Annotated in this window: 21 protein-coding genes and 1 riboswitch; of the genes, 16 read left to right on the forward strand and 5 right to left on the reverse strand. The window is 40.0% G+C overall.

Features of this window, described 5'->3' with window-relative positions:
• Positions 1 to 27: 27 nt before the first annotated feature.
• From GDK41_RS08010 to GDK41_RS08045, 9 genes are all read left to right on the forward strand, one after another.
• Complete coding sequence (locus GDK41_RS08010; RefSeq protein WP_152085911.1) at positions 28 to 990, forward strand: TauD/TfdA family dioxygenase; 963 nt, start codon at positions 28 to 30, stop codon at positions 988 to 990.
• A gap of 86 nt (positions 991 to 1,076) precedes the next feature.
• Positions 1,077 to 2,444 (forward strand): serine hydrolase domain-containing protein, encoded by a 1,368-nt coding sequence (locus tag GDK41_RS08015; RefSeq protein ID WP_152085912.1) that lies wholly within the window; start codon positions 1,077 to 1,079, stop codon positions 2,442 to 2,444.
• Between the two features lie 209 nt (positions 2,445 to 2,653).
• Positions 2,654 to 3,205 (forward strand): YcjF family protein, encoded by a 552-nt coding sequence (locus GDK41_RS08020; RefSeq protein ID WP_152085913.1) that lies wholly within the window; start codon positions 2,654 to 2,656, stop codon positions 3,203 to 3,205.
• 69 nt (positions 3,206 to 3,274) lie between these two features.
• A complete protein-coding gene (locus tag GDK41_RS20215) occupies positions 3,275 to 3,448 on the forward strand; it encodes a hypothetical protein (protein ID WP_172971576.1) in 174 nt (57 codons plus the stop codon).
• Positions 3,449 to 3,556: 108 nt separating this feature from the next.
• Positions 3,557 to 5,218: a cyclic peptide export ABC transporter gene (locus GDK41_RS08025; RefSeq protein WP_152085914.1), complete on the forward strand. Its 1,662-nt coding sequence runs from the start codon at positions 3,557 to 3,559 to the stop codon at positions 5,216 to 5,218.
• The gene (locus tag GDK41_RS08030) at positions 5,215 to 6,351 is read left to right on the forward strand and encodes a prohibitin family protein (protein WP_152085915.1); all 1,137 of its coding nucleotides are present in this window, start codon (positions 5,215 to 5,217) and stop codon (positions 6,349 to 6,351) included. Before GDK41_RS08025 ends, GDK41_RS08030 begins: the two co-directional genes overlap by 4 nt.
• A gap of 163 nt (positions 6,352 to 6,514) precedes the next feature.
• Positions 6,515 to 7,192, forward strand: a complete 678-nt coding sequence (locus GDK41_RS08035; protein ID WP_152085916.1) for a hypothetical protein — start codon at positions 6,515 to 6,517, stop codon at positions 7,190 to 7,192.
• Positions 7,193 to 7,258: 66 nt separating this feature from the next.
• Positions 7,259 to 7,510 (forward strand): YkgJ family cysteine cluster protein, encoded by a 252-nt coding sequence (locus GDK41_RS08040; RefSeq protein ID WP_152085917.1) that lies wholly within the window; start codon positions 7,259 to 7,261, stop codon positions 7,508 to 7,510.
• 407 nt (positions 7,511 to 7,917) lie between these two features.
• On the forward strand, positions 7,918 to 8,553 hold the full coding sequence (locus tag GDK41_RS08045) for a LysE family translocator (RefSeq protein ID WP_152085918.1): 636 nt from the start codon (positions 7,918 to 7,920) through the stop codon (positions 8,551 to 8,553).
• A gap of 264 nt (positions 8,554 to 8,817) precedes the next feature.
• Here GDK41_RS08045 and GDK41_RS08050 read toward each other — a convergent pair whose 3' ends face one another.
• The 4 genes from GDK41_RS08050 to GDK41_RS08065 all read right to left on the reverse strand — a co-directional run bounded on the left by GDK41_RS08050 (position 8,818) and on the right by GDK41_RS08065 (position 14,036).
• Positions 8,818 to 9,369, reverse strand: coding sequence for a DUF4136 domain-containing protein (locus GDK41_RS08050; protein ID WP_152085919.1), 552 nt, complete (start codon positions 9,367 to 9,369; stop codon positions 8,818 to 8,820).
• Positions 9,370 to 9,434: 65 nt separating this feature from the next.
• Positions 9,435 to 12,227, reverse strand: coding sequence for an ATPase (locus GDK41_RS08055; RefSeq protein WP_152085920.1), 2,793 nt, complete (start codon positions 12,225 to 12,227; stop codon positions 9,435 to 9,437).
• Positions 12,224 to 12,775 carry a condensin complex protein MksE gene (locus GDK41_RS08060; protein ID WP_152085921.1) on the reverse strand — a complete coding sequence of 184 codons (552 nt, stop codon included), beginning with the start codon at positions 12,773 to 12,775 and terminating at the stop codon, positions 12,224 to 12,226. Before GDK41_RS08060 ends, GDK41_RS08055 begins: the two co-directional genes overlap by 4 nt.
• Positions 12,762 to 14,036, reverse strand: coding sequence for a hypothetical protein (locus GDK41_RS08065; protein WP_152085922.1), 1,275 nt, complete (start codon positions 14,034 to 14,036; stop codon positions 12,762 to 12,764). The genes GDK41_RS08060 and GDK41_RS08065 overlap by 14 nt, the downstream gene beginning before the upstream one ends.
• A 150-nt stretch (positions 14,037 to 14,186) precedes the next feature.
• Here GDK41_RS08065 and nhaD point away from each other — a divergent pair, with 150 nt between their 5' ends.
• From nhaD to GDK41_RS08080, 3 genes are all read left to right on the forward strand, one after another.
• A complete protein-coding gene (gene nhaD, locus GDK41_RS08070; protein WP_152085923.1) occupies positions 14,187 to 15,434 on the forward strand; it encodes a sodium:proton antiporter NhaD in 1,248 nt (415 codons plus the stop codon).
• A gap of 143 nt (positions 15,435 to 15,577) precedes the next feature.
• A riboswitch (Lysine riboswitch) is annotated at positions 15,578 to 15,750 on the forward strand.
• Positions 15,751 to 15,835: 85 nt separating this feature from the next.
• On the forward strand, positions 15,836 to 17,182 hold the full coding sequence (gene lysC, locus GDK41_RS08075; protein ID WP_152085924.1) for a lysine-sensitive aspartokinase 3: 1,347 nt from the start codon (positions 15,836 to 15,838) through the stop codon (positions 17,180 to 17,182).
• A gap of 180 nt (positions 17,183 to 17,362) precedes the next feature.
• Positions 17,363 to 18,691 carry a sodium-dependent transporter gene (locus GDK41_RS08080; protein ID WP_152085925.1) on the forward strand — a complete coding sequence of 443 codons (1,329 nt, stop codon included), beginning with the start codon at positions 17,363 to 17,365 and terminating at the stop codon, positions 18,689 to 18,691.
• Between the two features lie 43 nt (positions 18,692 to 18,734).
• On the opposite strand, the gene GDK41_RS08085 is transcribed toward GDK41_RS08080, so the two are convergent.
• Positions 18,735 to 20,885 carry a carbohydrate binding family 9 domain-containing protein gene (locus tag GDK41_RS08085; protein ID WP_152085926.1) on the reverse strand — a complete coding sequence of 717 codons (2,151 nt, stop codon included), beginning with the start codon at positions 20,883 to 20,885 and terminating at the stop codon, positions 18,735 to 18,737.
• Positions 20,886 to 21,132: 247 nt separating this feature from the next.
• Here GDK41_RS08085 and GDK41_RS08090 point away from each other — a divergent pair, with 247 nt between their 5' ends.
• The 4 genes from GDK41_RS08090 to GDK41_RS08105 all read left to right on the forward strand — a co-directional run bounded on the left by GDK41_RS08090 (position 21,133) and on the right by GDK41_RS08105 (position 24,960).
• Positions 21,133 to 22,503: a DASH family cryptochrome gene (locus GDK41_RS08090; protein WP_152085927.1), complete on the forward strand. Its 1,371-nt coding sequence runs from the start codon at positions 21,133 to 21,135 to the stop codon at positions 22,501 to 22,503.
• Positions 22,500 to 22,649 carry a DUF2256 domain-containing protein gene (locus tag GDK41_RS08095; RefSeq protein ID WP_152085928.1) on the forward strand — a complete coding sequence of 50 codons (150 nt, stop codon included), beginning with the start codon at positions 22,500 to 22,502 and terminating at the stop codon, positions 22,647 to 22,649. Before GDK41_RS08090 ends, GDK41_RS08095 begins: the two co-directional genes overlap by 4 nt.
• Positions 22,646 to 24,220: a cryptochrome/photolyase family protein gene (locus GDK41_RS08100; RefSeq protein WP_152085929.1), complete on the forward strand. Its 1,575-nt coding sequence runs from the start codon at positions 22,646 to 22,648 to the stop codon at positions 24,218 to 24,220. Before GDK41_RS08095 ends, GDK41_RS08100 begins: the two co-directional genes overlap by 4 nt.
• A 119-nt stretch (positions 24,221 to 24,339) precedes the next feature.
• The gene (locus GDK41_RS08105; RefSeq protein WP_152085930.1) at positions 24,340 to 24,960 is read left to right on the forward strand and encodes a LysE family translocator; all 621 of its coding nucleotides are present in this window, start codon (positions 24,340 to 24,342) and stop codon (positions 24,958 to 24,960) included.
• The last annotated feature ends 8 nt before the right edge of the window (positions 24,961 to 24,968 follow it).

Below are 24,968 nucleotides of genomic sequence, written 5' to 3' on the forward strand. Positions count from 1 at the left end.
CTTACCTAGTTAAAGGATGGGAATAAAATGGACCAACTACTATCAGTAAAGATGGATACAAACCAAGCGGATATCGATCATCGGATCCACGACCTTTCATCTGAAAAGCAAAGCGGTTTAGCGTGGGTAAAAAACCACGTTGATAAGGTTAACCAGTGGGTAAATGATGATGGATTTGCGGTGTTGCGTGGCCTGAACATAGTCAGTAGCAACCAATTTAGCACGATATTAGAGACTATTTTTGGTGAGCCTTTAAGCCAATATGTGTATCGTTCTTCTCCTCGCACAGCGATGAGAAACAATATATACACCACAACTGAATATCACTGCGATCAAGTCATACTTCAACACAATGAAAATGCTTATTCAAACAAATGGCCAATGCGAATGGGTTTTTTCTGTGTGGTCCCCGCTAAAAGTGGTGGCGCAACGCCACTGGCAGATAGCCGTGAAGTGTATCAAAACTTACCAATCGCATTACGCGATAAGTTTGAGCAACAGGGGGTTATGTACGTTAGAAACTACGGTGATATTGACCTGCCTTGGCAAGAAGTGTTTCAAACACACAGCAAGCATGAGGTAGAAACCTACTGTAACGCGAATGGCATTGAATATGAGTGGCACGATGACCGGCTACAAACACGGCAAAAAAGACCCGCTGTGGCTAAACATCCGCAGACGGGCGAGAAAGTTTGGTTTAACCAAGCACACCTATTCCATGCCTCTAGTATTGATGGCCAATCTTCTGAGCTAATGCGAACAAGTATTGGTGAAGAGAGATTACCTCGTAATGCTTTTTACGGCGACGGCAGTGCAATCGAGGATGACGATATACAAACAATAAACCAAGTGTACAAAGATGCGACGTTTTCTTTTCCTTGGCACAGAAACGATATTCTATTGCTTGATAACATGCTGTTTACCCATGGTCGACAAGCTTATACAGGAACGAGGAAGGTACTCGTTGGCATGGCGAAGATAGTGGGTTAACTACGAATTTTTTAAAAGATTAAACAAAATTTTGTTAGTGGTCGTGTGATTAGCAAAAAATAGACATTCATCGAAGGACATTGACAATGAATTGGCTTTTACATTCACGTTTTAAAATTACTGTATTGTGTTTACTTAGCTTAATCTTAGCCTCTTGTTTACAAAAAAAGAGTGTGGCTAAAAACACGACAATTACTGCCAGCCAGGTAGAAATGATTGCAACAACGGTCAATGATTATTGTGATAAACGTGTTTTTTTCGGCACGATTTACATAACGGCTCAAGATAAAGTGGTGTATCAGGCTAATTGTGGTCCACAAAATATACAATATGGCATTGATAACACCATAGAGTCTAAGTACCGAATAGGCTCTAATACCAAAGCGTTTGCTGCAACGATATTAATGCGGATGTTAGAAGGTAAAGACTTACGACAAGAAACCATAGGTGATCATTTACCTTGGTATCCCAAAAACCAGTGTGCGGACGTTTCCTTACATCATTTGTTGACCATGTCTTCTGGTATTGATAATTACAGCGATAACGAAGATGTCTACGATAATTATGGCTGGCGGCCCTTTTTGTATGACACAAACTTAAATTTAAATGGCCCTGAAGATTTTAGTAATCGATTTTGCACCTGTAGCGCTCAAAGCGATAAACCCTCTTTTACTCCCGGCTCTAAATACGAATATAGTAATTGTAACTATTACCTTGTCGGCAATATTATCGAGCAGTTGGCAGCGGGAAAACAAGGCGACATCTCAAGAGAGTATTGGTTTGAAAACCTTTTGAGGGAACATATTTTAGATACACTGGCTATGAACGATAGTGGTTCATTTAGTCCACTCGGTATTTATAGCCACATGACCACAGGCTATATTTACAATCAAAATCAATATCTGCCTTTAGCAAATGGCCGTCCTCCGTTAACGGGGGGTCAAGCGCCGTACGAAGATATTTTAGTCAATCCATATAGCAATCCACTGGTTTTGTATTCAGCAGGCGATATGTACTCTACGGTTGAAGATATGCATAAATGGGATCAGGGGCTATACACCAATCAAATCTTAAACGAAGCTCAAAAGCTTGCAGCGTTTGCGCCGTATTCTAATACTGGAAGCTCAGACTACTGCGAGTACTATGGATATGGCTGGTTTGTTACCTATATTGACCCTAACCAGTACGGCAAAGTAGCTAACTGCCCAGAGAACCCAAATGATACAAACTTACGCCAGTACGAGAAGTTTTTACAGTATTCGGGGAGCTATCCGTATTCGTGGGTGACAAGTTTTAATCGTTTAATAGAGCGAGATCAGTCAGTCATGGTGTTTAGTAACTATGTAAAAACGGGTACGGAATCAGACTGTATATCAAGTGAAATTAGGAACATAATTTTTTATAGCGACAAACACCGTAGCACCGCTTGTCAAAGTGTGTTGAATGACGCGTAAGAGATTGTGAAAGTCTATGAGAAAAGGAAATAGAGCAGTTGTATTTCGTTTTCGCTTTTTGAGTTTTTAACCGATCAAAATAAGAATTACTTTTTAGCTCATAAAGTTAGAAAGTGAAAAAGGGCAAGTTAACGACTAAGCTTTAACCAGCTTTGTTGTGGCTTGATATGTTTAACAACTGTTTAATTCTAAATCATAGAGGACTTAATATGACAGCGACAAAAACAGCGAAGGAAGAGAAAGCGAGCGAGCCAAGTGCTGAGCAAGATGTAAATCATGCAGAGGCTGACAATCGCGAAGCTCAAGCGCAGCTAATTGTCGATAAGTATACCAAGTGGTCGTTTGGAAGTGGTCTAATACCTATTCCAGCGGTTGACTTAGTAGCTTTGACTGGCATTCAAATAAAAATGATTGGTGAAATCGCAAAAGTGTATGGCCAATCATATAGTGAAAACAAACTACGCGGTACGATCTCAGCCGTTATTGGTGGTTCGTTTCCACAAACTTTGGGTGGCGCTGGTTTAAGCAGCTTTTTGAAAGCTGTTCCTGTACTTGGCACGTTGAGCGCACTGGCGTTTATGCCTGTCGTATCGGCAGCATCTTCACATGCTGTAGGTACAACGTTTATTCGACACTTTGAACATGGTGGAACTTTATTAGACGTTAACCTTTCCAGTATTAAGGATGACGTCTCTGAGGTTGCAGCAAAGTATAGAAAAAACAAAGACAACGCAGATACACAAGTGAATGCTGCTAGCTAGTAGTAACTTGATAAACCAGCAGGCATCTGCTGGTTTATTTGTTCTGACTGATAACTAAGGAGATGGATTATGTTGGTAATTCTTTATTTGGCTTTATGCATGTTGTCTGGTTACTGGGGGCGTCATACTTTTGCTGGGCCCGTTGGCTTTTTTCTGATCTCACTGGTATTTACACCATTAGCGGGGCTACTAATACTGTTTTTAGCTAAGCGTAGGGAACCGATAGAGGATGAGGAAGAGTAAATTCATGAGTTATTATTTTTTCAATAATTAACACCAGTGTTTCTGACGCGAAAATAAAAGCGATTTGTAAATAAAGTTTAACGACGCAACAATAATAAAGAAGATCAAATGGTATTATACGATTTAATAAGTCGAAACATAAAAATAAAGAAGCGCAACTTCGTCGCACTAGGATGTATTTCTGGTTTAGCAAATGCACTGGTACTTGCCCTAATCAATAATGTTGCAGAGAACATCTCGGACATAAATAGAGAAAATCACATTCTCTATTATTTAGTGCTATTTAGCTTAACAATCGCAATTTACGGTTTCACTCAACAGCGCTTGATGACGAAAGCTGCGCGAACTGTTGAGAAGGCAATTTCAGGGCTGCGCGTCGAGTTGTTTGAATGTGTTCGATATACTGAGCTTTCAACCCTAGAAAAAATTGGCAAAGAGCGAATATTCAATACGTTAAGTAAAGAGTTGCAAACGATTTCTCAATCGGCTCAGCTCTTTGTCATTATTGGCCAGTCAATCACATTGGTTTTTTTCACTTCCCTTTATATTGCTTATCACTCTTTTGTGGCGTTTTTGGTAATTTCAGTGTTAATTATGCTCGGTGCGAGTATTCATCGGTTACGTGCAAACGAAATACAAAAAAATATGAAGTTATCGTTTGAAAGCGAAAATATGCTTATTCAAAGGTTATCTGATTTGCTGGATGGCTTTAAAGAGGTTAAGTTAAGCAATCCTAGAGCTGATGATTTAGAAAAGGAATTTGTATCTGACTCAACGAGAGCTAGAAACGCAAAAACAAAAACTCAAACATTATTTGCTACTGACTTTGTTTTATCTCAAATTACTTTTTTTGCAGCAACAGGGGCGATGGTTTTTATTGTTCCTTTATTATCGAATATATATACAGATGTTGTGATAAAAGTAACAACCGCTTCTCTATTTCTAATCGGGCCAATAACCAGTATTGTTGGCGGCATCCCAATTTATACGACCGCAACAGAAGCTGCCAATAATGTGCTTGAGTTAGAAAGCGAGCTTAAACTTGCGACGCAAAAAGCACGAAAATCTAACGATAGTACACCAAAAGAGGTGTATGAATTTAAAGAAATAAAACTTGAAGGTGCTTATTACCAGCATAATCGTCCTGCTGGAGAGCGTCCGTTTTTTGTTGGGCCTGTAGATTTAACGATTAAACCCGGTCAAATAACATTTGTTACTGGTGGTAATGGTAGTGGAAAAACGACATTTATCCGCATGTTAACGGGGTTATATGAACTACAGGCAGGGCAAATATTGCTTGATGGTCAGAGCGTGACAAATAATGAACTCGATGCATATCGAAGTTTGTTTACAGCGGTGTTTTCAGATTTTCATTTATTTAAACAACTGTATGGGATCCGTGTGGGGTCTGCGCAAGAGATAGATGACTGGTTAGTTTTTTTAGAAATGAACAACAAGGTGAGTGTAGAAAACAGCGAATTTTCAACCGTTGCACTGTCATCCGGACAAAGAAAACGGCTAGCGTTATTGAGTACTATTCTAGAAAATCGGCCTATTTATATTTTTGATGAATGGGCAGCAGATCAAGATCCAATTTTTAGGCGTAAGTTTTACGAGCAGGTTTTACCTAAGCTAAAAGAACGTGGTAATACTGTAATCGCGATTACTCATGATGATGCATATTTCCATTTAGCAGATGTACACTTAAAAATGGTAGAAGGGCAATTAATGGACCATAGCATGGCAGAGAATGAGGGAGTGTCTTCATGAATATTATTATCCCACCAGATATCGGGCTGTTAGTTTTAGGTGCATTATGTTTGGTGATAATTATCTCCAATATCGTGATGCGAATATTAAAGCGCCATTATCCAAAGTTACGTAAACGTATTATCTCATGGCGCTTTAGAGCGGGCGTGACACTCTTAATTGTTATGTTTTTGGTTGTGGCATTGGTGCCAGTTGTTTTTATCAAAGTAGATTCTGGTGAGGTGGGGGTGCTTTGGAAGAGATTAGGTGGCGGTACCTACCTTGATAAACCATTTACCGAAGGTACCGTGTTGGTTATGCCATGGGATAAGCTCACAATTTACTCTAGCCGTTTCCAAACAGCTGATAGAGAAATACATGCTATTACAAATCAAGGTTTACGCATAACGCTCGATGTCACAGTTCGTTATCGCCCGGTTGTTGATCATATCCCGTTTTTACATCAACTGGTGGGCAAAGATTATATGAATGAAATGGTAATTCCTGAGGTCAGCTCAGCGGTGAGAGTTATTGTGTCTAATTACACAGCTGAGGAGGTATATGGTTCACAAAGAATGGATGTACAGGAGCAATTATTGGGAAAAGTTTTAAATGAGCTTAAACTCCAAGAGCAAACGATTCTCAAGGGAATAGCCGAAGACATGAAAGGCCACGCATTAGTTAACCTTGATGACGTATTAATTCGCAGTGTGAATGTACCAGAAAAAGTACATAACGCCATCATTGCCAAAGTAAATCAGCATTATCTGCAGCAGGAATACGATATGCGTTTAGAGGTTGCAGAAAAAGAGGCTTTGCGTAAAGAAACTGAAGCTAAAGGCATTGCGGCCTTTCAAAAAACAGTTAGCGGTGGCATTTCTGAAACCTATTTGAGATGGCGCGGTATTGAAGCGACAATAGAGCTCGCCAAGTCAAATAACGCCAAGGTAGTAGTGATAGGGGGCGGCAAAGATGGGCTGCCGTTAATTTTGAATACTGATAATAGTCTTGGTCCGTCTTTGCCTGCTGTGTCACACGCAAAAGATGCTAAAGAAGCAACAGAAAAGACAAATAAGGAAACTAAGAAAGAACCAGTATATCGTAGCCCAACAGCAAGTGCACACATCCCACTTGAAGAGGTCGCGCAACCATAGCAAAAATATGCCACGCAGTTTAGGCGGCATATTTATAATAATGCATGTTTAGATCTAGTAGTTCAGACGCTATAAAAATCGCTTATTTTCACGTTGAGAAATTAGGCTATGCTTTAATTATTGATTCAATAACTATTTTCAATCGAGGAAATTAAGAGTTTGCATGAAGTATAGTGCCATTCTGTTGTTGTTTTTGTCATGCAGCCTGTTTGCGCAAGCAGTAAAACAAGAGGACACAAGGTTTGTAATCAGCTATGTGGAGCACAAGGGTATCATTCATTACTACGTGCCGTTGTTGGATCAAGCGTATCGTAAGATAGGTATCGAACCAAAATTTGAATTGATAAATGATAAGCGTGCGTTAAAGCTATTAGATCAAGGCTTAATAGACGCAGATACTGCCAAATCGTTAGAGTTTGTTGACGCCTATAAAAATATCATTGTTGTACCAACACCAATAAGTCAAATTGACGTTGTTCTGCTTTGCCAGCCAAAGTTGCAATGTGATCTATCGGTACTTAAAAATGCCAATCGTTCCTTAGGGTTAATTGCAGCAAAAGAGTTTTATAAAGAGCTATTATCCGGCAGCACTATCAGTCTTGTTGAGTTTTCAAGTTTTGAAACACTTCTTAAAATATTTAGTCAAGATAAAGTCGATTATGCCATTGTTGTGTTTGATGATTACACCAAAGATGCCCTGTCCAATTACCCAAATCACTTCTTTATACAACAAAAAATTGGCTATCACCTGTTACACAAAAAGCATCGAGCTATCGTCAAGCAGCTCGATGAAGCGATTAAATCGGTCCGTGCGCAGGGCGGGTTTGTAAAATCAAATTAAGCGTTTTCGAAATAGACAGCAAAAGTGATACACTACGCGTTATGTCAATTATAGATGAGGTAATGTGTGGAGTGTCGTCTTCATTGTGGTGCTTGCTGCATCGCACCAAGTATCAGTTCTAGCTTTCCCAACCACCCAGAAGGCAAACCAGCAGGTGAGCGTTGTAAAAACCTCACAGATGACAACTTGTGCAAATTATTTGGTAAACCAGAACGCCCCAAAGTGTGCCACGACTTTAAAGCCACACCGTGGGTATGTGGGAATAATTCATCTGAAGCGATCACCATCCTAAATGAGCTAGAAACGCTTACAGGATGAAGATCCAATATACGTCTACAGGTGATGCAGTTATCACGACTCTTAAATGAAATGAAAAGTGGAACTAACGCTGTTCACAGACAGTGACTCTGATCTCATCCAACAGTTTTGTAGAAAAGTTTAGATTTTATCTGAAAGGCAGTTACCAACGAAGAAAGGACGTTGGTAGAGATCAAAGTTATGCTGCTTTTATACAAAGTCCTAATTTTGTCCTATAACATTATTACTCGTCGTTTTGGGGTAAAGTGACAAACTGGAATTTTCCGCCTTGTTATATGCCTGTTTACAATAGCAATTATCAGTGGAATTATGAAGGTATGTAATATGAGCCGCTTTGGTGTGTTATAAACTACCAAAGTGGGACAGAATAAGCTGTTAGCACTCTAAATGAATATCGAGATACCTGGATGATAGATTTTTCAATTTTACCTATATTTTTCACTGCAATTTTCTTTCTGGCCATATCACCTGGCCCAGATTTAGTTCTTATTTCTACTTACTCTTCGACGAAGGGCTTTCAAGCGGGATTCATGGTGGCTATTGGTGTCTTTTTCGCCGGTATTCTACAAACTTTACTCGTGGCTTTAGGCTTAGGGCAATTGATGCAATCAATGCCTATCTTTGCGTATGCTATAAAAATTTTTGGTGCCTTATATTTGAGTTACTTGGGTATAAAAATGTTAGGCAGTTGGTACCGCAATAATCAACAAACCTCCAGCACTCAATCTAGTAGTGAAAATTTAACCAGCTTAAGCTTGATAAATAAGGGGTTCTTAAATAACCTGCTTAACCCAAAGGCTTTATTATTTTTTAGTCTGTTTTTACCTCAATTTATAACGGGAACAGGCTCACTTTCAGTCCAAATTTTAGTACTTGGTGTTTTGCTTAGTAGTTTTGTTTTATTAGTAAACTGTGCATTTTCAGTAGCATTTAGCCAATTTGGTAAATTAGTTAGTAAAAAGTTTAACTTAGGCCGCCACATAGATGGGCTATTAGGCTTTATCTTTTTAGGTTTAGCAACTCGCTTAGCTACCAGTAAATAACGAGTGCTAACAAGGCCTTAAAGTCGGATTCGTTACGGTTTTAGGTGGAATATTTGGATTTAGGTCACAGGAACAACGCGGTAAGTCGGGTCGTTTCAAAGTGAATATTATAACTTTTGTCGGATGGCGGCGCTGAGCGCCTTATGCCGACCTACATAAAAGGTAGGTCGGTTAAGCCGAAGGCGCCACCCAACTAGCTTCTTTATGATCCTAGAATACAAAAAAGCCAAGCTAGGCTTGGCTCTCGATTCTTAACTCAGATTCTTAGTGCTGCACTTTTGGTGGGAAGTTTTGCAATATGTCAGCAACGGTTTTGTTGATAGATGCTTCTCTTTGCTCAGGTGTTTGCTTGTTGCGCAACCGACCTTCTTTCGCTCCGCGCCACACTAATTGTTTAGATGTATTGTCAATCACATCAATCACTAGTGTACCAACATCATACTCTCTGGTTGTGGTATGGGTTTGCACACCCCAACCCCAGTAGTTCCAGCGTACGCCATAGCTGGTATTGAGTGTGTCGGCTTCAATTTTACTCTCAACCGACGCATGATAGTTAATTAGCATGTCGGCATTTGCTTGCTCAACCAATGTAATACCTTGGCTTGACAATGTTTGTGCAATGGCTGCCCGAACACGTTTTTCCATCAACTCATTGATTTGATAGTCACTTGCGCTGGCTTGAAGTTTTGCATCTGGCGCCCAAGCAAAGGTTTTATAATTACCAAATTCAACCGACTTATCATAATCCCAATCAGGCGATGATGAGCAGGCACTGATTAGCAGCAATAGTGATGTTAATACAATATGTTTGAACATGTTAAGTCTCCTTGGCCCAGCGGGTTATCAACGTCCGCTGGGTATTCTTATCAAACCTTTAAAGATCAGACTGCTTGAGCGGTATTATGTTCCACTTCAATCCAGTCTTTTTCATCTACCCAGTTTTGACTACCATTTTTTACGCTACGTATAGGTACAATATAATCACAGCTAATTTGCGGTTTAACTGACGCAAATATGGGCACAAAGCCAAAGCTTAGCGCCGTCTCAATGATGGCTTTTTGGTTTTGTGGATCAATGTCAGCCGCTTCGTCGATGTAGATAGGAATACGATACAGCGTTTGTTCTTGATCAGAAAGCAAATAGCGTATAAATAACATACCACATAATAACTTAATGGTGATACGAGTACCGTTTGAGCCTGCTGAATCAATTTTATCAAAATGCTCTTTTTCGCCAGCGCGGTTTACCACTTCAAAGCGAATATCAAATAAGTCTGTTAACGTAAGCCCAGCTTTATCGCTGGCCAATTTAATTAAATGATCTTTAGCATCGTTTAGTGCTTTTTCATCACTTGGCTGAACCGACAACAAATCGAAATTATCGCCTTTTTCATAGTTATCAGACGTGCTAATAATGGTATCAATACTATCGATAAGCATTTTACGAGGGATAATATTAATCTTAAATGACTGTAAATTTGATATACGATGCTGACTTATGCCTTTGTTAAAGCTATTCATTTCACGGCGAAGTCTATCAAGATCTTCACGCAACCCTTTAATCGTTGCGGCAACTTCAGTAAGTGCAACGCGAGCTTGGCGGTCAACGGCGTCACGCTCGTTATCAAGGTTATGATAAGCGCTGATAAGCTTGGCATATTTACTATTTTCATCACTCTCATTATCAAACTTAGTGATACCTGCGTTATAGATGTGCAAATAAGTATTACGCACGTTAACACTTAAGTTTCGCAGTTCATTACACTCTTTATTGAACTGGTGTACTACTTCAGCGAGGTTATCAAAGTCGAGTTTAACGTCAATTGGGTAGGGGGTTTGCTTGCCGTTATAAATATCTAATGTGTGATCAATACGCTCTGATTTAACTTGACGTAAACGGTCACTTTGGCGAGTTAATAAATCTTGCTTGCTTTTTATAATAGAGCGTCGGTCAGAAATAGAGCCTGCATTACGTTGCACATCTTGCAAGTATTCGTCTACCTGCTCACGCTCCGCATTTAATTGTTCGCGCAGCAACTCCTGCGCTTCGACCGATTGCAACATAGTTTGATATTGTTCAAAACGTTTTAGCGCCGCCTCAAGTGCCATAAGCTCATCATAAAGCGCATCTCTTTCTTGTTGTTTTTGAGCTACGTTTGCAGCAACTTCACGCTGTTGCTTAAACTCAACTAAAGACTGCTGCAGGGCATCAAGTTGTGCCTTAAGTTGCTCTTTGTTTTCGCCACTTTGCATTTGCACTGGGCTCAGTTTTTTGAGCTTTATTGTTGCGCCGGGTAGGGTTAGCTCACCCCCCTTAACACTTGCTGATAGTAATTCTAAGAAGCCGCCAAAAGCATCTTCATCGGTAATCGTGATATCACCTTGATTAGTCGTCGCAAAAGACAATAAATCAGGGTTCAAAATACGCGATATCTCTTCAACTTCTTTGAGCGATAAGTCCTCGCGCATGCGCGTGAACAAATTAAACTCTAAGTTTTTAAGCTGCAGTTTTAGGCTTTTGATCTGCTTTTGGGTTTCATTAATACGATAATCAAGAGTATGTAAGCTCTGACCTTGCGCGCTATTAATTGAAAATGACAGTTGCTCATATTCTTTTTTAAGTAACTGCAAATTAGTTTTAAGCGTTGCGTGATTAGTGAGTTCAAATTCAGTTTTCAGCGCATAAAAGTCAGTAAACCACTGTTCAATCTGTGTTTGACGTCGCTCAATATCTCTAGATTGTTGTAAGTATAATTGTTGCTTTTGTTCAAAGTCGTGCTTTTCTTGCTCGATATCTTCTAATTGAACACTCAATTCGCTCATTAGCTCTTGTTGATATTGCTCATATTCTACAAGTGCAACGTCAATTTTAGGCGCGTAAGCTGCTAACTTACCTTTGATGGTTGCTTCGCTATCTAGCATGGCTTCGAGCGCAGCTATTGGCTCTTGCATTGATTCAAGGGCATTGAGTTCACGGCGCGAGCGGTTTACTTTGTCAAATGCGCGGCGCCACACTTCATAAAAATCTACTTTAGAGTTAGACATATGACGTTCAAATACGCGCAGCATAAAGCGTTTTACATCATTTGCGCCTAGCTTATGCAAATTCAAAATGCGGCGAAAAATTTCTTTATAAATTGCCGCATCTTGAACATTATTTAGCGGGATCATTTTTAGATTCACATCGCCATCAAAGGGCGTCGCGCCGCCAGTGAGTAGGGCGTTTAGCTCTTGTGCTTTGAGCTCAATAGGCTTTTTACCTTGCGCTTCTAGATGTTTAAATAACTTAGTATATTTGATGATGCTTTTTTCTTGGGTAAAGTCATCGAGGCTTAATTTTCCTGGATAGCAGAAAAATTGATGGGCAAAGCCCGCTATTTTTCCAAGCCCAGCAACGCCGATAACAACATCACCGTGTGGCAGGTTTGCCTCAAGAAGAATGTACGACTGGTCAGTCGAAAAATAAAATTTTCGAGTTTCTTCTAAGTCATGACCATCCCATTCAGTTAGGCGCAAATCATTTATTAAGGGGAACTGCAGCGCATTTATGACAGAGCTTTTACCTGTGTTGTTCGGCGCACATATTGAGGCACTTTTATCGAGCGGGATAACACATTTTGCATAACCCGCAGTGTTTAATAATGCTAGCTTACTTAAGCCATATAACTTATTCATACATCATCCTCAAGCGTGTCAAAACTGTCGTCGTTCACTTCCATAAGCGCATCGATATAACGATAGACAGGTGCTAAATGCATAAAACCTTGTTCAACTTCTTTAGCCAGTCCTAGCCTTACCATACGTAGATAAACATCTTTTCTTAAATCTGAACCAGAGAAAATCTCTAGCTGATCAAATAAATGCTTGTTTAGCTGAACGACTGTTTGCATCAGCTCTAAGTCTGCAACTTCATCAAATAAGGCTTTTAGTGGGTCTTTACCTTGGTTTGCGTAATGCTCGATTAAGATAAACACTGTTAAAGCGATTGCTCGAGATATTTTCCCCATATTAGGGGTACTTTCATCACTGGCTAAATAATAAAAGCCACGGCCGTCATGTTGTAGATCATGGCCCAATGCAGTAAAAAGAGCTTGGTAAGCGTCGATATTTTGATCTAACTGCTGCCAAAGCGTGGTGTCTTGTTCACTAATGTGGTAACCGCTCACCAATTTTTTATTGATGGCTTGCAACTCACTGAGTTCGGATAAATTAATCTGCGTCATTGTGTGTTTCTTGTAATTTACTTGCGTTGAACGGGTAAAGTGCAAAAGTGTGATCAGCAATGCTCACTTTCGCCCGCTCGGTGTCTTGATGTAATTCAAATTGCTCGTCGCTGATAAGCTTTTGATATAAAAACAGCATTTCATCGGCGTCAAGGCTTGGGTATTGTTCGCTTAAAAAGCCCAATAAAGCATGGCTCTTATTTGCATTTTTGGTGAAGCGCTGAGCAAACGAAGCGCGCACATCGTTGTAATCAGGTATGTTTGGACTTTGATAAGCTGGTACATCGGTCTGATCAGGCAATTGGTAATCTTCATGCTCAAACTGCGATAAGCCAGCCATATAAGCCACCATATGTCGCTGTTGACCAAGTGAAAATCGCTGAATATCTGATACATACTCAGGCTGCACGGGCGCTAACATTCTGTCGACACCATTTTTTCTAACCAGTCCGAGTACTTTTGCTGCTTGACGGGTTATGAGCGTGTTGCGACGTAGCTCTTCTCGTAGTGGCATTAGCATGTCTGCACTTTTGCGCAAACTTTCACGACCCACAAGGTGCATCTCTAGTATCCTTGTACGCAATTGCTCTAGCATTCGCTTGTCTTGTGTACCGCGGCCAAACATTTCGATGCTGTCTATCTGGTTACTTATCTGAAGCTCAATAACTGAAAAACAGGCGTGAAACTCACCACGAATATCTACCATTTCTAACATTGGCTCGATGTATTCGTCAAAGGCTTCAATGACGGCGGCGTAGCGTTTTTGTAGAGAGATATTGCTGTTATCGGATTTAGCTTGTTCAACAAGATTGAATATTGCACTTTCGTTATGCTGAAACAATTTAACAATTTTTCGAACTCGTTCGTCCATGATGCGGTTAAAGCGTCTAAGTTCGCTAAAATCGCCCTCATCGCCAGCTTGCTGTAACCGCAAACCAAGCCGTTCTAGATCTTTTACAAGTACGGTAATTTCTTCGGCTAAGCCGAGATCTTCTTCCTGTAACAAGAAACTGGCAAAATCAGCAATCGCTCGGTTGATTTCCAATTGAGATGATTTAGCTAATGGTATAATAATCTCTTGATTTAGTAGACGGTTTGTCTCTTTAAAAATCCGTTCGCTGGTCCATTGCGGGTTTTTATGTTTTATAACGTTTTGAACGTCTTTTAGGCTGAAATCGGTCATTTTAAACCGTTTAAAAAGCAGCTCTAACACACCCCAATGTTCGTTGAGTGTGTTTAATACTTTTTTTGCTGGGATCATAACTTTCCAGTTTGTATCAATTTTATGACAAGCAGGGTAAATTAATTACTTGTAGCCGTAGCGAATACAAGCAGCAAATGCTATTCTTCGCGCCGATTTACACGTTACCTTCAAATTTTATTAATTTTACTTACAGGTTGTTTACGCAATATGGTTACGCCCATTATCCTTACCCTAATAGCGATTGCGTTCTTGCTTATCGTTATAGAGGATATCATCCATGTAAACAAGGCCAAAACTACCCTTTTTTTTGGTACTTTATGTTGGATTATCGCTTTTATATCTCCAATTCATGGGCAAAGCCCAGAAACTGTACAACATCAACTAGATCATAACATTCTTGAAATTGCGACTCTATGGTTATTCTTGATGGCGGCTATGACGTTTGTCGCATATTTGAATTCCAAAGGCTTTATTCAAAATATCGTTCACCGCGTTATGCCAGCGCAAATAAGTGAACGTAAGCTAATGTTTCTAGTAGGTATATCAGCTTTTGTGTTTTCTTCTATCTCGGATAATATCACAGCAACCTTGATTTCTCTTGCTGTTGTAATGTCGCTAAAGCTCGACCCCAAAAAGCTAATTAAGTATGCAACCTTGATAATATTTAGTGTTAACAGTGGTGGGGTATCACTCATCACTGGTGATGTTACAACTTTGATGATTTTTCTAGCAGATAAGGTCACCATTCCAGATCTCTTACTGTTGATAGCACCCGCTTTGGTGAGTGTAATTGCGCTCGCTGCAATGTTATCAATTGGCATGAATAAAACACTAGAATTTAATAAAAATGAACCTAGAAGAATTGAGAAAACAGATATCACCATAGCGGTTATCTTTATGTCGACCATTTTTGCAACGCTGTTTTTGAGCGTTCAGTATAAAGTTCCACCATTGTTGACTTTCTTATTTGGGTTGTCGTTTATGTTTTTAGTTGCACAATTTTTAATGCGCAAAAAAGACGTAAACAAAAAAATCATCGACTATATAAGAGAAATCGAATACGACACGTTACTGTTTTTTGTTGGTGTACTTTTACTCGTTGGTGCACTCAAGGAGGTTGGTGTACTGAACATGTTTACAGAGTTATATGTTTACATGAGCCCAGAGTATGCAAATTATCTGATGGGACTGCTATCTGCTGCCGTTGATAATGTACCATTAACCGCTGCGTTGCTAAAAGCAGATATCACAATGACAGCGCAGCAGTGGTTGATGTTTACTTATGCAACCGGTGTAGGTGGCTCGATGCTTGTGATAGGGTCGGCTGCGGGTATTATCGCAATGAGTAAAGTCAAAGCTTTAACGTTTATGAGCTATTTAAGAATGTCGCTGTATTTGCTAATTGCTTATACAATTGGATACGCTGGTGCCTATTTGTCAGGTCAGTATATTTAATGCGTTGCTTGTCTAGATATTCAAGTAATTAAGCGTTTCGATAATTAAAACTTGACTCCTAGACGGCTAAAAGATATTTTCTATCGGCCCACTGAGACACAGTGGGCTTTTATTTTGCTTCGATTCAGCTTAATCAAGGCAAAATAAGCAGAAGAGGTGCGATGCTTAGGTATTTAATGGTAGGTGACGAAAGCCGAAGACCATTAAAGAGGGAAGTATTCGCCGAGGAAAGTTATTGTACGTCGCGATAACTTTTCGGTTTACGAGGCTGAATCCTCGGAACTGTCACCGTTATTGGTGGAGAGCTTCTGGCAGAGGTCTATTCAAACATCTTCAGTACCTTAATTGCCAAGTTCTCCTGTTTTTTATGGTTGCTAGTTGAGCAATCAAAAGGAGAGATCATGAACTCGCAGTACACAGTCGCAAAGTTTGGCGGAACCAGTGTCGCAGATTATCCAGCCATGCATCGCTGTGCGCAAATTATTAACGATAACACGCAAGTTAGGGTGGTTGTCGTCAGTGCAAGTGCAGGTGTTACCAATCATTTAGTTACCTTAACGCAACAAAAAGCAGACGAATCACAGCGTAAGCAATTGGTGCAGTCTGTTATTGACATACAAGATGCAATTCTTGCTCAATTAGAGTTAGACGAAGACTTAGCGTGTGGCTTTGATTTAACAATATCCGAGTTTAAAGCATTGGCAGCATTGCCCGCATTAAGTGCGCAACAATGCGACGAGATGCTCAGTTTTGGGGAGCGTTTGTCATCCTTCTTGTTTACTCAGGTACTTCGTAATTTGGGGATACAAGCAGAGCGTTTTGATGTGCGCAAGGTATTAAAAACCGACAACAAGTTTGGTAAAGCAACACCTGATATTTCCGCTACAGAAACGGCATCTAAACAGCATTTGGTACCGTTACTTAGCGACAAAGTGTTAGTTACACAAGGCTTTATTGGCAGTGATGCCTATGGACAGACAACAACCTTAGGAAGAGGCGGCTCTGATTACAGTGCAGCCTTGCTCGCAGAAGCTATTGGCGCTCAAAGTATTCATATTTGGACCGATGTGGTTGGCATATTTAGTACAGATCCAAGGTTATGTATCAAAGCATCACCTATCGCACGTTTGAGTTTTGACGAGGCTGCCGAAATGGCAACATTTGGTGCAAAAGTGTTGCACCCCGCAACAATCTTACCAGCAAGTCGCAGTGGTATTTCAGTGTTCGTTGGTTCGAGTAGGGATCCTCAAGCGGGCGGTACATGGATTGAACGTGAAAAATCTACAGCGCCAGGTATTAGAGCTGTGACACAGCGTAAAAGCCAGATTTTACTTACACTTAAAAGTCCGGAAATGTTATTGGCAAGTGGATTTTTGGCAAGAATATTTACGATACTCAGTGCTTACAATATTTCTGTTGATTTGGTCACAACATCCGAGATCAGTGTAGCAATTACCCTAGACAATGCTCAAAACGCATCTCGACCTGAATTAGACCAAGCGTGTCTAGATGAACTCAGTGAGTTTTGTCATGTGACAGTTGAGAATAACTTAACACTCGTTGCATTGATTGGTTCTGAGATACAGTTGAAGCAACACGAAATGAACTTGATGAAGGTATTGAGTGAGTTTGATATTCGCTTAATTTGCCATGGCGCAAGTAAACATAATCTGTGTTTTTTAGTTGAGCAGTCACACTCAGATCATGTTGTGCAATCAATTCACGAGCAGCTACTAGAGTCAGCCTAATACTCTAATTTAAGTGGCACTGATATATAAGTGCCACTTAAAGCTGCAACTCGTCATCAGTAATCGAGCATTTCCATTTTACGCATAATTGTAGCCTTGTCCGATGGACCTATTTTATTCGCAATTTTTAACAACTTAAGTATAATCGGCCGTCTAAAATAATAACTACATTAAACTGATATGGCTCAATTGCGAGATGGTTTTCAAAGCCGACTAGGCTTCGTTCTTGCTGCAGCAGGCGCTGCGGTTGGTCTTGGTAATATTTGGGGGTTTCCTACACAAGCAGCGAACCACGGTGGTGGGGCATTTTTGCTTGTTTACTTTATTGTTATATTTTTGTTAGCACTGCCAGCGCTTTATACAGAGTTATATTTGGGGCATCAAGCTCAGTCTAACCCTGTCAATGCGTTACGCCAAGCATGGAAAGAGCGCTCGCCCAGAGTAGGCGCGGGCGCAGGTTATTTAGGATTGGCTGGAGCAGTCATTATGCTTAGCTTTTACTCTATTGTTGCAGGTTGGATGTTGTCATTTTCAATAGAGCCTTTGGCACGCTTTTTTGGCTTTGATCAAGCGAGTGTATTTTTACAAAGCGACTCTACACTTAGAAACTTCATTTTTACTCCGCTCATGTTGCTATTAACTGCAAGCATTATATTAAAAGGTGTAAAGTCGGGGATTGAAACGTGGTCAAGACGCCTGATGCCAATGTTGTTGGTGTTGTTGATTGCGCTTATCGGATACATTGCGACGTTGGATGGTGCAGCGGAGGGCTTTAGTGCTTATTTAGTACCAGATTTTTCTAAAGTTACCGACTCAGACTTAATCATTGCCGCAATGGGACAAGCGTTTTTTTCATTGTCCTTAGGTGTTGGCTGTATGATGATCTATGGCTCTTATCTTAAACCCAATGAAAACCTACCTAAATTAACGTTTAGTGTTGCCGCCCTTGATACCGGTGTTGCGTTTTTGGCCGGCTTGTTAATCATTCCAGCGGTATTCGTTGCCCAACATAATGGTGTAGAAGTTTTCCAAGATGGCAAGCTTATTGGTGAAGGGCGGTTAATTTTTGCAGTTTTGCCACAGTTGTTTGAAAGTATGGGGCCAATCGGCTTATGGGTTGGCTTGACGTTTTTTGTATTAATGTCAATTGCTTCAGTTACCTCTACAATTTCATCAACTGAGATCCCGGTATCTTTTTTAGTCGAAAACCATGATATGGAGCGAAAGGGAGCTACGTGGTTGGTTACTGCGGTGATATTCGTTGTGTCCAGTGCGATTATCGTAAACTTTGAATGGTTGTTTGGGCTTGTTATCACACTTTTAACGCAATATCAGCTGCCTCTAATGGGCTTATTTTACTTTGTTACGGTCGGTTGGATATGGAAGCGTGGCAACCAGTTAAGCCTTGAATGTAAGGGGGCTCACTATTGGTTTGCCCAGTATGTGCGTTTTGTTTGTCCGGTATTGATGACACTCGTATTTGTGAATGTTGCACTTAACAGTCATTAAATATCGATAAGCCCTTAGTATGCAATACTAAGGGCTTTGCTCTTTACCAGCGATTTATGTAATTCAGTTTTATGGTCTTTTCGTCAAAGGTCGTTTTGCGTTCGTGCCATCCCTCATCTAAGTCATATCCCTTGTTGATACTTAATTGATATAACTCATCTGGTGCGCTTTGGTATCGCAACCGACTAAAAACGGATAAATTATCAGCCTTTGTGTTGTGTTGAATTAACGTATTCCATGACCACTCGCCATTAAACGCAATATTGGCTTTAAAACGCGTACTGTACATGTTTTCACTCAAAATATTTTGTGTGTAATAGTGATGCCTTCTACTGAGTTGAAGCAAAACGTGTTTGTTAGGCTTAAAGTTAACTTCTGCTAATACTTCCTGTCTATCACTGTCGTAAAACTTGCCTGAAGTTAGCTTTACGTTACCGAAAAAGGTTTGATCTGTCGGTGTCTCATAATAGGCTTCCCATTGTGAAAAGTGATAGTCTTTGGCGTCAAATCCAATGTTTCTTCCCATAGCATAGTGTTGCTTTAATCGCTCTTTTCTCGCAACATATTGGATTTGAAAGATAGACGACCCTTTAGTGTCAATGCGCAGTGGTCTAATTACGTATTCTTTGCTGAGCCAATTATTGTCAACATCGTTGCGTTGAAAATAGTGGTAGTTTACTTGATAGTAATTAATATAGTCACTGAGCCAACCCGTTTGCGGGCGGCTTCTATAATGGCTGACAAGTTCATAGTAATTAATACCATTTCGGTTAACAAAACCAAGGGATGGTTTAAAGTCTTCACCTAAATAGCGATATATCGTGCTTAAGTAAACTTTGTCGTTTGGTAGTGTAATTTGCATTCCATACGCTTTGGTATCTTGAGTCGCGTATTGTTTTTGTGTTTCTTGATACCAAGCGTACGCTCGTATCTGTTGGTCGTTGAATATATCACTTTCATATCGGTAATCTAAACCATAGAGTTGATCTTTGCCGCGGTTGTTCGCACTACCGTCTGTGATTATTGCGCCAACTTGGTGGCTTTCTCCAAACTGATGTTTTACGCGGCTTACTGTCAGTTGGGTTTTTTCGTCAGGTTGTCCATCGGTGCTTTGACTGACGCTTAGTAAACCAAAGCTCGTTGCGCCAACTTGTCCGGTGAGCTTGGTTCCCCAATCGATGTCTAGTACGCCACTTTGCGGCCCTTGGCCAATGGTGCGTGAATAAAATGGCATGCCGTTATAGTCATGGTTGTTAAAATCTCCAAAACTAAATACTTGACTGTCTTGTAGGAAGAAATCTCTTTTTTCAGCAAAAAATTGATTAAAACGCGTCATATTAATGTCGACTTCATCCACGTCTGTGCCTGAAAAGTCGGTGTTTACGGTTAATACGCCCGTAATATTTGGAGTAAATTTGTAAAATGCGTCAAATGACGGAGACCATTTCGACTCATCTAGGTTATCTTTAAAGCTCAAACCTGTTTTTAACTCAATCCCTTTTCCTTGGGTTAACCCTGTAAGGTCAGTGATTTGAGCAACTTGAGGGGCTGTCCATCCGCCATTTTGTGGGTCATTAATATTCCAAAAATTTTGTTTGTAGGGCTTTGATAATTTGTGTCTTAACTGTAATCCCCAATTGCTTTTTGTTGGATCAAATGAGACTGATTGCATTGGAATAGCCATCTCAACACTCCAGCCATCTTCAGTCCGTTGAGTTTTAGCGTACCAAATGGTACTCCACTCACCGATATATTGAGTGCCATCAACGAGGCCGTCTTCTCTAACACCCGATGGCGTCACATGAAATAAGTAGGCGTCTCGTTTATCAAAGTTAGTGTCTAATGTAATGCCAAAATAATCTTCGTCCCAAATTCTATCACCTTGGGTTAGTACTCTATCGGTGATTGTCTCTTGAGGTTGAGAGATCTGCGCTGCAACGTAGAAGTAAGACTCATCATATGCAATACGCGCTTTGACCGGGTATATAGGGTTATTTCCCAAGTCTGGTCTAAATTCAACAAATTGTTCAATGACGGTTGACCCCATCCACTCATCTTCGTTTACACGTCCATCAATAGTCGGAGCAGTAGTGAGTTTAGTAATACTAACAGGGGCTCTTTGAAAACTATCGTTCGCGTAAGTATTGAGTACTGGTATTAATAAACCTAATGTCAGGCACTGTGTGTATTTCATTTTTTCTTCCTGAGTAAATAGCTACCTAAAGCTTGCCTGAGGGCTTAGATAAAGGCGTGATAAAGCAAGGAAATTGAGTGACAAAAAGGTGATAAGACAATCTAGCTTGCCTTAATTGTATGATTTATATGCTTTGTTTTTGGTTTTTACGAGTTGGGGTTTTAGCATTTTAATAGTAAGTAAGTGAACTAATCTAACTATTCAACGTATTAACGCTTAGATAATTGTTTTATAGGGCCAATGCAGAATGTCTAAAGCACTTTATTGGTTTACGCATGACTTACGCTTAACTGATAATCATGGGATCAATCTACTTTTAACCAACCATACAGAAGTTGCCTTTATTTATATAGTAGACCCTCAGTGGTTTCGGCCAATAAATTACCAGCAGCGCTTTATGGGCGCTCACCGTTGGCGGTTTTTAAAAAGCGCACTAGAAGATTTACAAAATAGTTTAAATAGCCGAGGGCACTATTTATACGTGCAGATTGGCGACCCACAGGAGTCTATCTTACGCTTTGTGAAAGACAACGGTGTGAAAACTATTTATGTGTCTAAGCAGTTTGGTACATATGAAAAACATGCGGTATCTTTACTTGAGCGTCGTTTAGAAAATGTGCACGTACACAGGGTAGGCAACTACACGCTATTTAACGAAAATCAAATCAATCACGTTCAGGTACCATTGCAATCTTTTAGCGCGTTTCGAAAATACGTTGAGCAAAATAAGGTCGATATTCCTAAACCAACTACGGCAATTGAAAGCGCGTGGCCAGCGCCGTTGGTATTAAATAACGAAACCAACAGCAAGGAGTTTAGTGCTAAACTCGATGTTATTGAACAGCAGTTCATAAGCTGTAAATACAACGATAAAGCAGATGGCGAGGCTACGCGATTTATTGGCGGCGAATATCACGCTATTAATCATGTAACTGCGTATTTTTCTTCATCATCGCCTGCCTCTTATAAACAAACACGAAACGAACTTGATGGTTGGAATAATTCAACAAAGTTCAGCTCCTATTTGGCATTAGGCAATATTTCACCAAGATATGTTTGGCATACGCTTAAGCAATATGAAAAACAACGATGCAAAAACGACTCGACGTATTGGATAGGGTTTGAATTACTGTGGCGAGAATATTTTCAGTGGTTGCTTGCTAAAAATGGTAGGCTATTTTTCTTGTTCAAAGGCAATGTATCTAAAAGACCACTTACCAGTTTTTATCCGCAGCGGTTTGCAAAATGGTGTAGTGGACAGACACCATACCCGTTAGTAAATGCTTGTATGAACCAATTAAATAGAACCGGTTATATCTCAAATCGCGCGAGGCAAATAGTCGCGAGCTGTTTGGTCAATGAATTAGCAGTAGATTGGCGCTATGGTGCGGCATATTTCCAAAAACAGTTAATTGATCATGATGTTGCGTCAAATTGGGGAAACTGGCAATACATTGCGGGCGTTGGTGTTGATCCAAGGGGCGGAAGGCACTTTGATATAAACAAGCAAACGCATATATACGATAAAAATGGTTTATTTATCACCAAGTGGCATGGCGAGCGAAGTGGCATAAATGAGATCGATTCAGTTGACCTAGTAGACTGGCCTGCACTATGAGTAAAAATAGCCTACCTTCTAAAACATGTGTTGTTTGCTTGCGTCCATTCAGCTGGCGTAAAAAGTGGTGCAGAGATTGGGATAACGTGAAGTATTGCTCAAAGCGTTGCGCTAATAACCGCGAAAAAATAAAGGATGTACGATGAATACGACTTACAAACAACTTAGGCTGGTACTTGGTGACCAACTTAATGCACAGCATAGTTGGTTTAAAGAGAAGTCCGATGATGTATTGTACGTTATTGCTGAACTTCATCAAGAATGCTCATACACTCAACATCATATTCAAAAAGTTTGTGCGTTTTTTAGTGCCATGGAAAACTTTGCATCGGCCTTGGTTCAGGCTGAACATCATGTGCTCCATTTAACGCTAGACGATACAATGGCATATGGAACGTTACCTGAGCTGCTTTCAGACTTAATGTCTCGTTATAACGTTAAAGAATTTTCATATCAGTTGCCCGACGAATTTAGACTCAAAGAGCAACTTTTAAACTATACAAAATCACTTGAGATAACTACTACATGCGTTGAAACTGAGCACTTTTATCTCGATGAAAATGCCCTAAAACGAGAGTTTAAGGCGGGTAAACGCCACAGAATGGAAGCATTTTATCGAAAAATGCGCAAACGATTCAACATACTAATGGATGGCCAAAACCCAGTAGGAGAACGTTGGAACTTTGATGAAAAAAACAGAAATAAATTAAAACCAAATGACTTTGACAAAGTACCTGATCCGAAGAGATTTGAACATGACGTTACTTCCATTATTAAACGTATAGAGCGACATAATATAAGAACAATCGGATCAATTAGTAATAATGTATTAGTGTGGCCCACAACGCGAACTCAAGCGAAACAATTGGTTGATTATTTTTGTCAGCATTGCCTAGCGTATTTTGGCTACTTTCAGGATGCTATGAGTGGCGAGCTTGATAATGCTTTTCAAAAAAAACAGTGGAGTTTGTTTCATTCAAGACTGTCTTTTGCGCTTAATTGCAAAATGATAAGTCCTCATTATGTAGTAAATAAGGCGCTTGAGTACCACGTTAGCAATAGTGACAAAGTTACGTTGGCGCAAATAGAGGGATTTGTTAGGCAAATTCTAGGGTGGAGAGAGTTTGTCAGAGGGATATACTGGGCAAATATGCCTCAGTACGCACAGCTCAACACTTTACATGCAGATAAGCAACTACCAGCGTGGTTTTGGGATGGTAATACAAAGATGCGTTGCCTTAGACACGCAATAGAACAATCACTAGAGCACGCATATGCACATCATATTCAAAGACTGATGGTTACTGGTAATTTTTGCTTACTCGCAGGCATATCACCAGATGATGTAGATCAATGGTATTTAGGTATATACATTGATGCAATAGAGTGGGTCGAGTTGCCTAATACACGAGGTATGAGTCAATTTGCTGATGGTGGCATTGTGGGTTCAAAGGCTTACGCGGCAAGTGGCAATTATGTAAATAAAATGTCTGATTACTGTAATAAGTGTCACTATGAGGTTTCTCAGGCTGTAGGGTGTAAGGCATGTCCATTAAACTCACTCTATTGGCATTTTATGAGTCAGCATGAAGCGTTATTTTCCAATAATCCGCGGCAAAAACTTGTTTATGCTAATTGGAATAAAAAAACAGACACTCAAAGGTCAGAGATATTAAACCAAGCCGAAAAGTATTTAATCGACATAGAAAACCTTTAAATAACCACTGTAAAGGGCCTTTACAGGAGCCTTACTAACTCAAATTTTGCTTTCAACATATTTGCTGACATAAAGCTGATTATTTCATACCATATCAGTTTTAACAGTGAGGATCGTTAATGGAATTGTCTACTTGGGTGAGTTTAGCTGTAATATGTATTTTGGGTGCGATGTCTCCGGGCCCAAGCCTTGCCGTAGTGCTTAAGCATTCTTTGCATAACAGTATGTTGCACGGAGTCGTTGCAAGTATCTCTCATGGTGTGGGCGTCGGATTATATGCCATGGTTTCTTTGTTAGGACTGGCGGGGTTGATAACCCATTACCCGTCATTCTTTAAAGGAATGGTAATCGCTGGTGCTGTATATTTAGCATACATGGGCATAAAAATATTATTAAGCAGTTCAAAAGGTGTTGAAGTTCATTCTCAACCTATTGTGAATTACAGACAAGCAGCGCAGGATGGTTTTGCAATAGCATTTTTAAACCCCAAATTAGCGGTTTTTTTCTTGGCGCTTTTTTCTCAATTTATAGTACCTGATCAGCTAACAAGCATGACTGTATTTATAATGTGTATCACGGTATTGCTTATTGATACAGCTTGGTATTTTATGGTCTCTATGATCAGTGCGGGTGCAAAGAAGAAATTTGATTTACAAAATAAACAAACGGTAGTGGATAAAGTATTAGGTGTTGTATTTTTGCTGCTCGCCAGTAAGGTGATAATGGAGCAATTTTCTTGAACTGGTTA

Origin of the sequence: Pseudoalteromonas sp. A25 (assembly GCF_009176705.1) — a bacterium.
Taxonomy (GTDB): Bacteria; Pseudomonadota; Gammaproteobacteria; order Enterobacterales; family Alteromonadaceae; genus Pseudoalteromonas.

Excerpts from the sequence above, each read along its gene's own strand:
- GDK41_RS08010 (WP_152085911.1), top strand. The coding sequence starts at position 28 with ATGGACCAACTACTATCAGTAAAGATGGATACAAACCAAGCGGATATC.
- GDK41_RS08015 (WP_152085912.1), top strand. The coding sequence starts at position 1,077 with ATGAATTGGCTTTTACATTCACGTTTTAAAATTACTGTATTGTGTTTA.
- GDK41_RS08020 (WP_152085913.1), top strand. The coding sequence starts at position 2,654 with ATGACAGCGACAAAAACAGCGAAGGAAGAGAAAGCGAGCGAGCCAAGT.
- GDK41_RS20215 (WP_172971576.1), top strand. The coding sequence starts at position 3,275 with ATGTTGGTAATTCTTTATTTGGCTTTATGCATGTTGTCTGGTTACTGG.
- GDK41_RS08025 (WP_152085914.1), top strand. The coding sequence starts at position 3,557 with ATGGTATTATACGATTTAATAAGTCGAAACATAAAAATAAAGAAGCGC.
- GDK41_RS08030 (WP_152085915.1), top strand. The coding sequence starts at position 5,215 with ATGAATATTATTATCCCACCAGATATCGGGCTGTTAGTTTTAGGTGCA.
- GDK41_RS08035 (WP_152085916.1), top strand. The coding sequence starts at position 6,515 with ATGAAGTATAGTGCCATTCTGTTGTTGTTTTTGTCATGCAGCCTGTTT.
- GDK41_RS08045 (WP_152085918.1), top strand. The coding sequence starts at position 7,918 with ATGATAGATTTTTCAATTTTACCTATATTTTTCACTGCAATTTTCTTT.
- GDK41_RS08050 (WP_152085919.1), bottom strand. The coding sequence starts at position 9,369 with ATGTTCAAACATATTGTATTAACATCACTATTGCTGCTAATCAGTGCC.
- GDK41_RS08055 (WP_152085920.1), bottom strand. The coding sequence starts at position 12,227 with ATGAATAAGTTATATGGCTTAAGTAAGCTAGCATTATTAAACACTGCG.
- GDK41_RS08060 (WP_152085921.1), bottom strand. The coding sequence starts at position 12,775 with ATGACGCAGATTAATTTATCCGAACTCAGTGAGTTGCAAGCCATCAAT.
- GDK41_RS08065 (WP_152085922.1), bottom strand. The coding sequence starts at position 14,036 with ATGATCCCAGCAAAAAAAGTATTAAACACACTCAACGAACATTGGGGT.
- nhaD (WP_152085923.1), top strand. The coding sequence starts at position 14,187 with ATGGTTACGCCCATTATCCTTACCCTAATAGCGATTGCGTTCTTGCTT.
- lysC (WP_152085924.1), top strand. The coding sequence starts at position 15,836 with ATGAACTCGCAGTACACAGTCGCAAAGTTTGGCGGAACCAGTGTCGCA.
- GDK41_RS08080 (WP_152085925.1), top strand. The coding sequence starts at position 17,363 with ATGGCTCAATTGCGAGATGGTTTTCAAAGCCGACTAGGCTTCGTTCTT.
- GDK41_RS08085 (WP_152085926.1), bottom strand. The coding sequence starts at position 20,885 with ATGAAATACACACAGTGCCTGACATTAGGTTTATTAATACCAGTACTC.
- GDK41_RS08090 (WP_152085927.1), top strand. The coding sequence starts at position 21,133 with ATGTCTAAAGCACTTTATTGGTTTACGCATGACTTACGCTTAACTGAT.
- GDK41_RS08095 (WP_152085928.1), top strand. The coding sequence starts at position 22,500 with ATGAGTAAAAATAGCCTACCTTCTAAAACATGTGTTGTTTGCTTGCGT.
- GDK41_RS08100 (WP_152085929.1), top strand. The coding sequence starts at position 22,646 with ATGAATACGACTTACAAACAACTTAGGCTGGTACTTGGTGACCAACTT.
- GDK41_RS08105 (WP_152085930.1), top strand. The coding sequence starts at position 24,340 with ATGGAATTGTCTACTTGGGTGAGTTTAGCTGTAATATGTATTTTGGGT.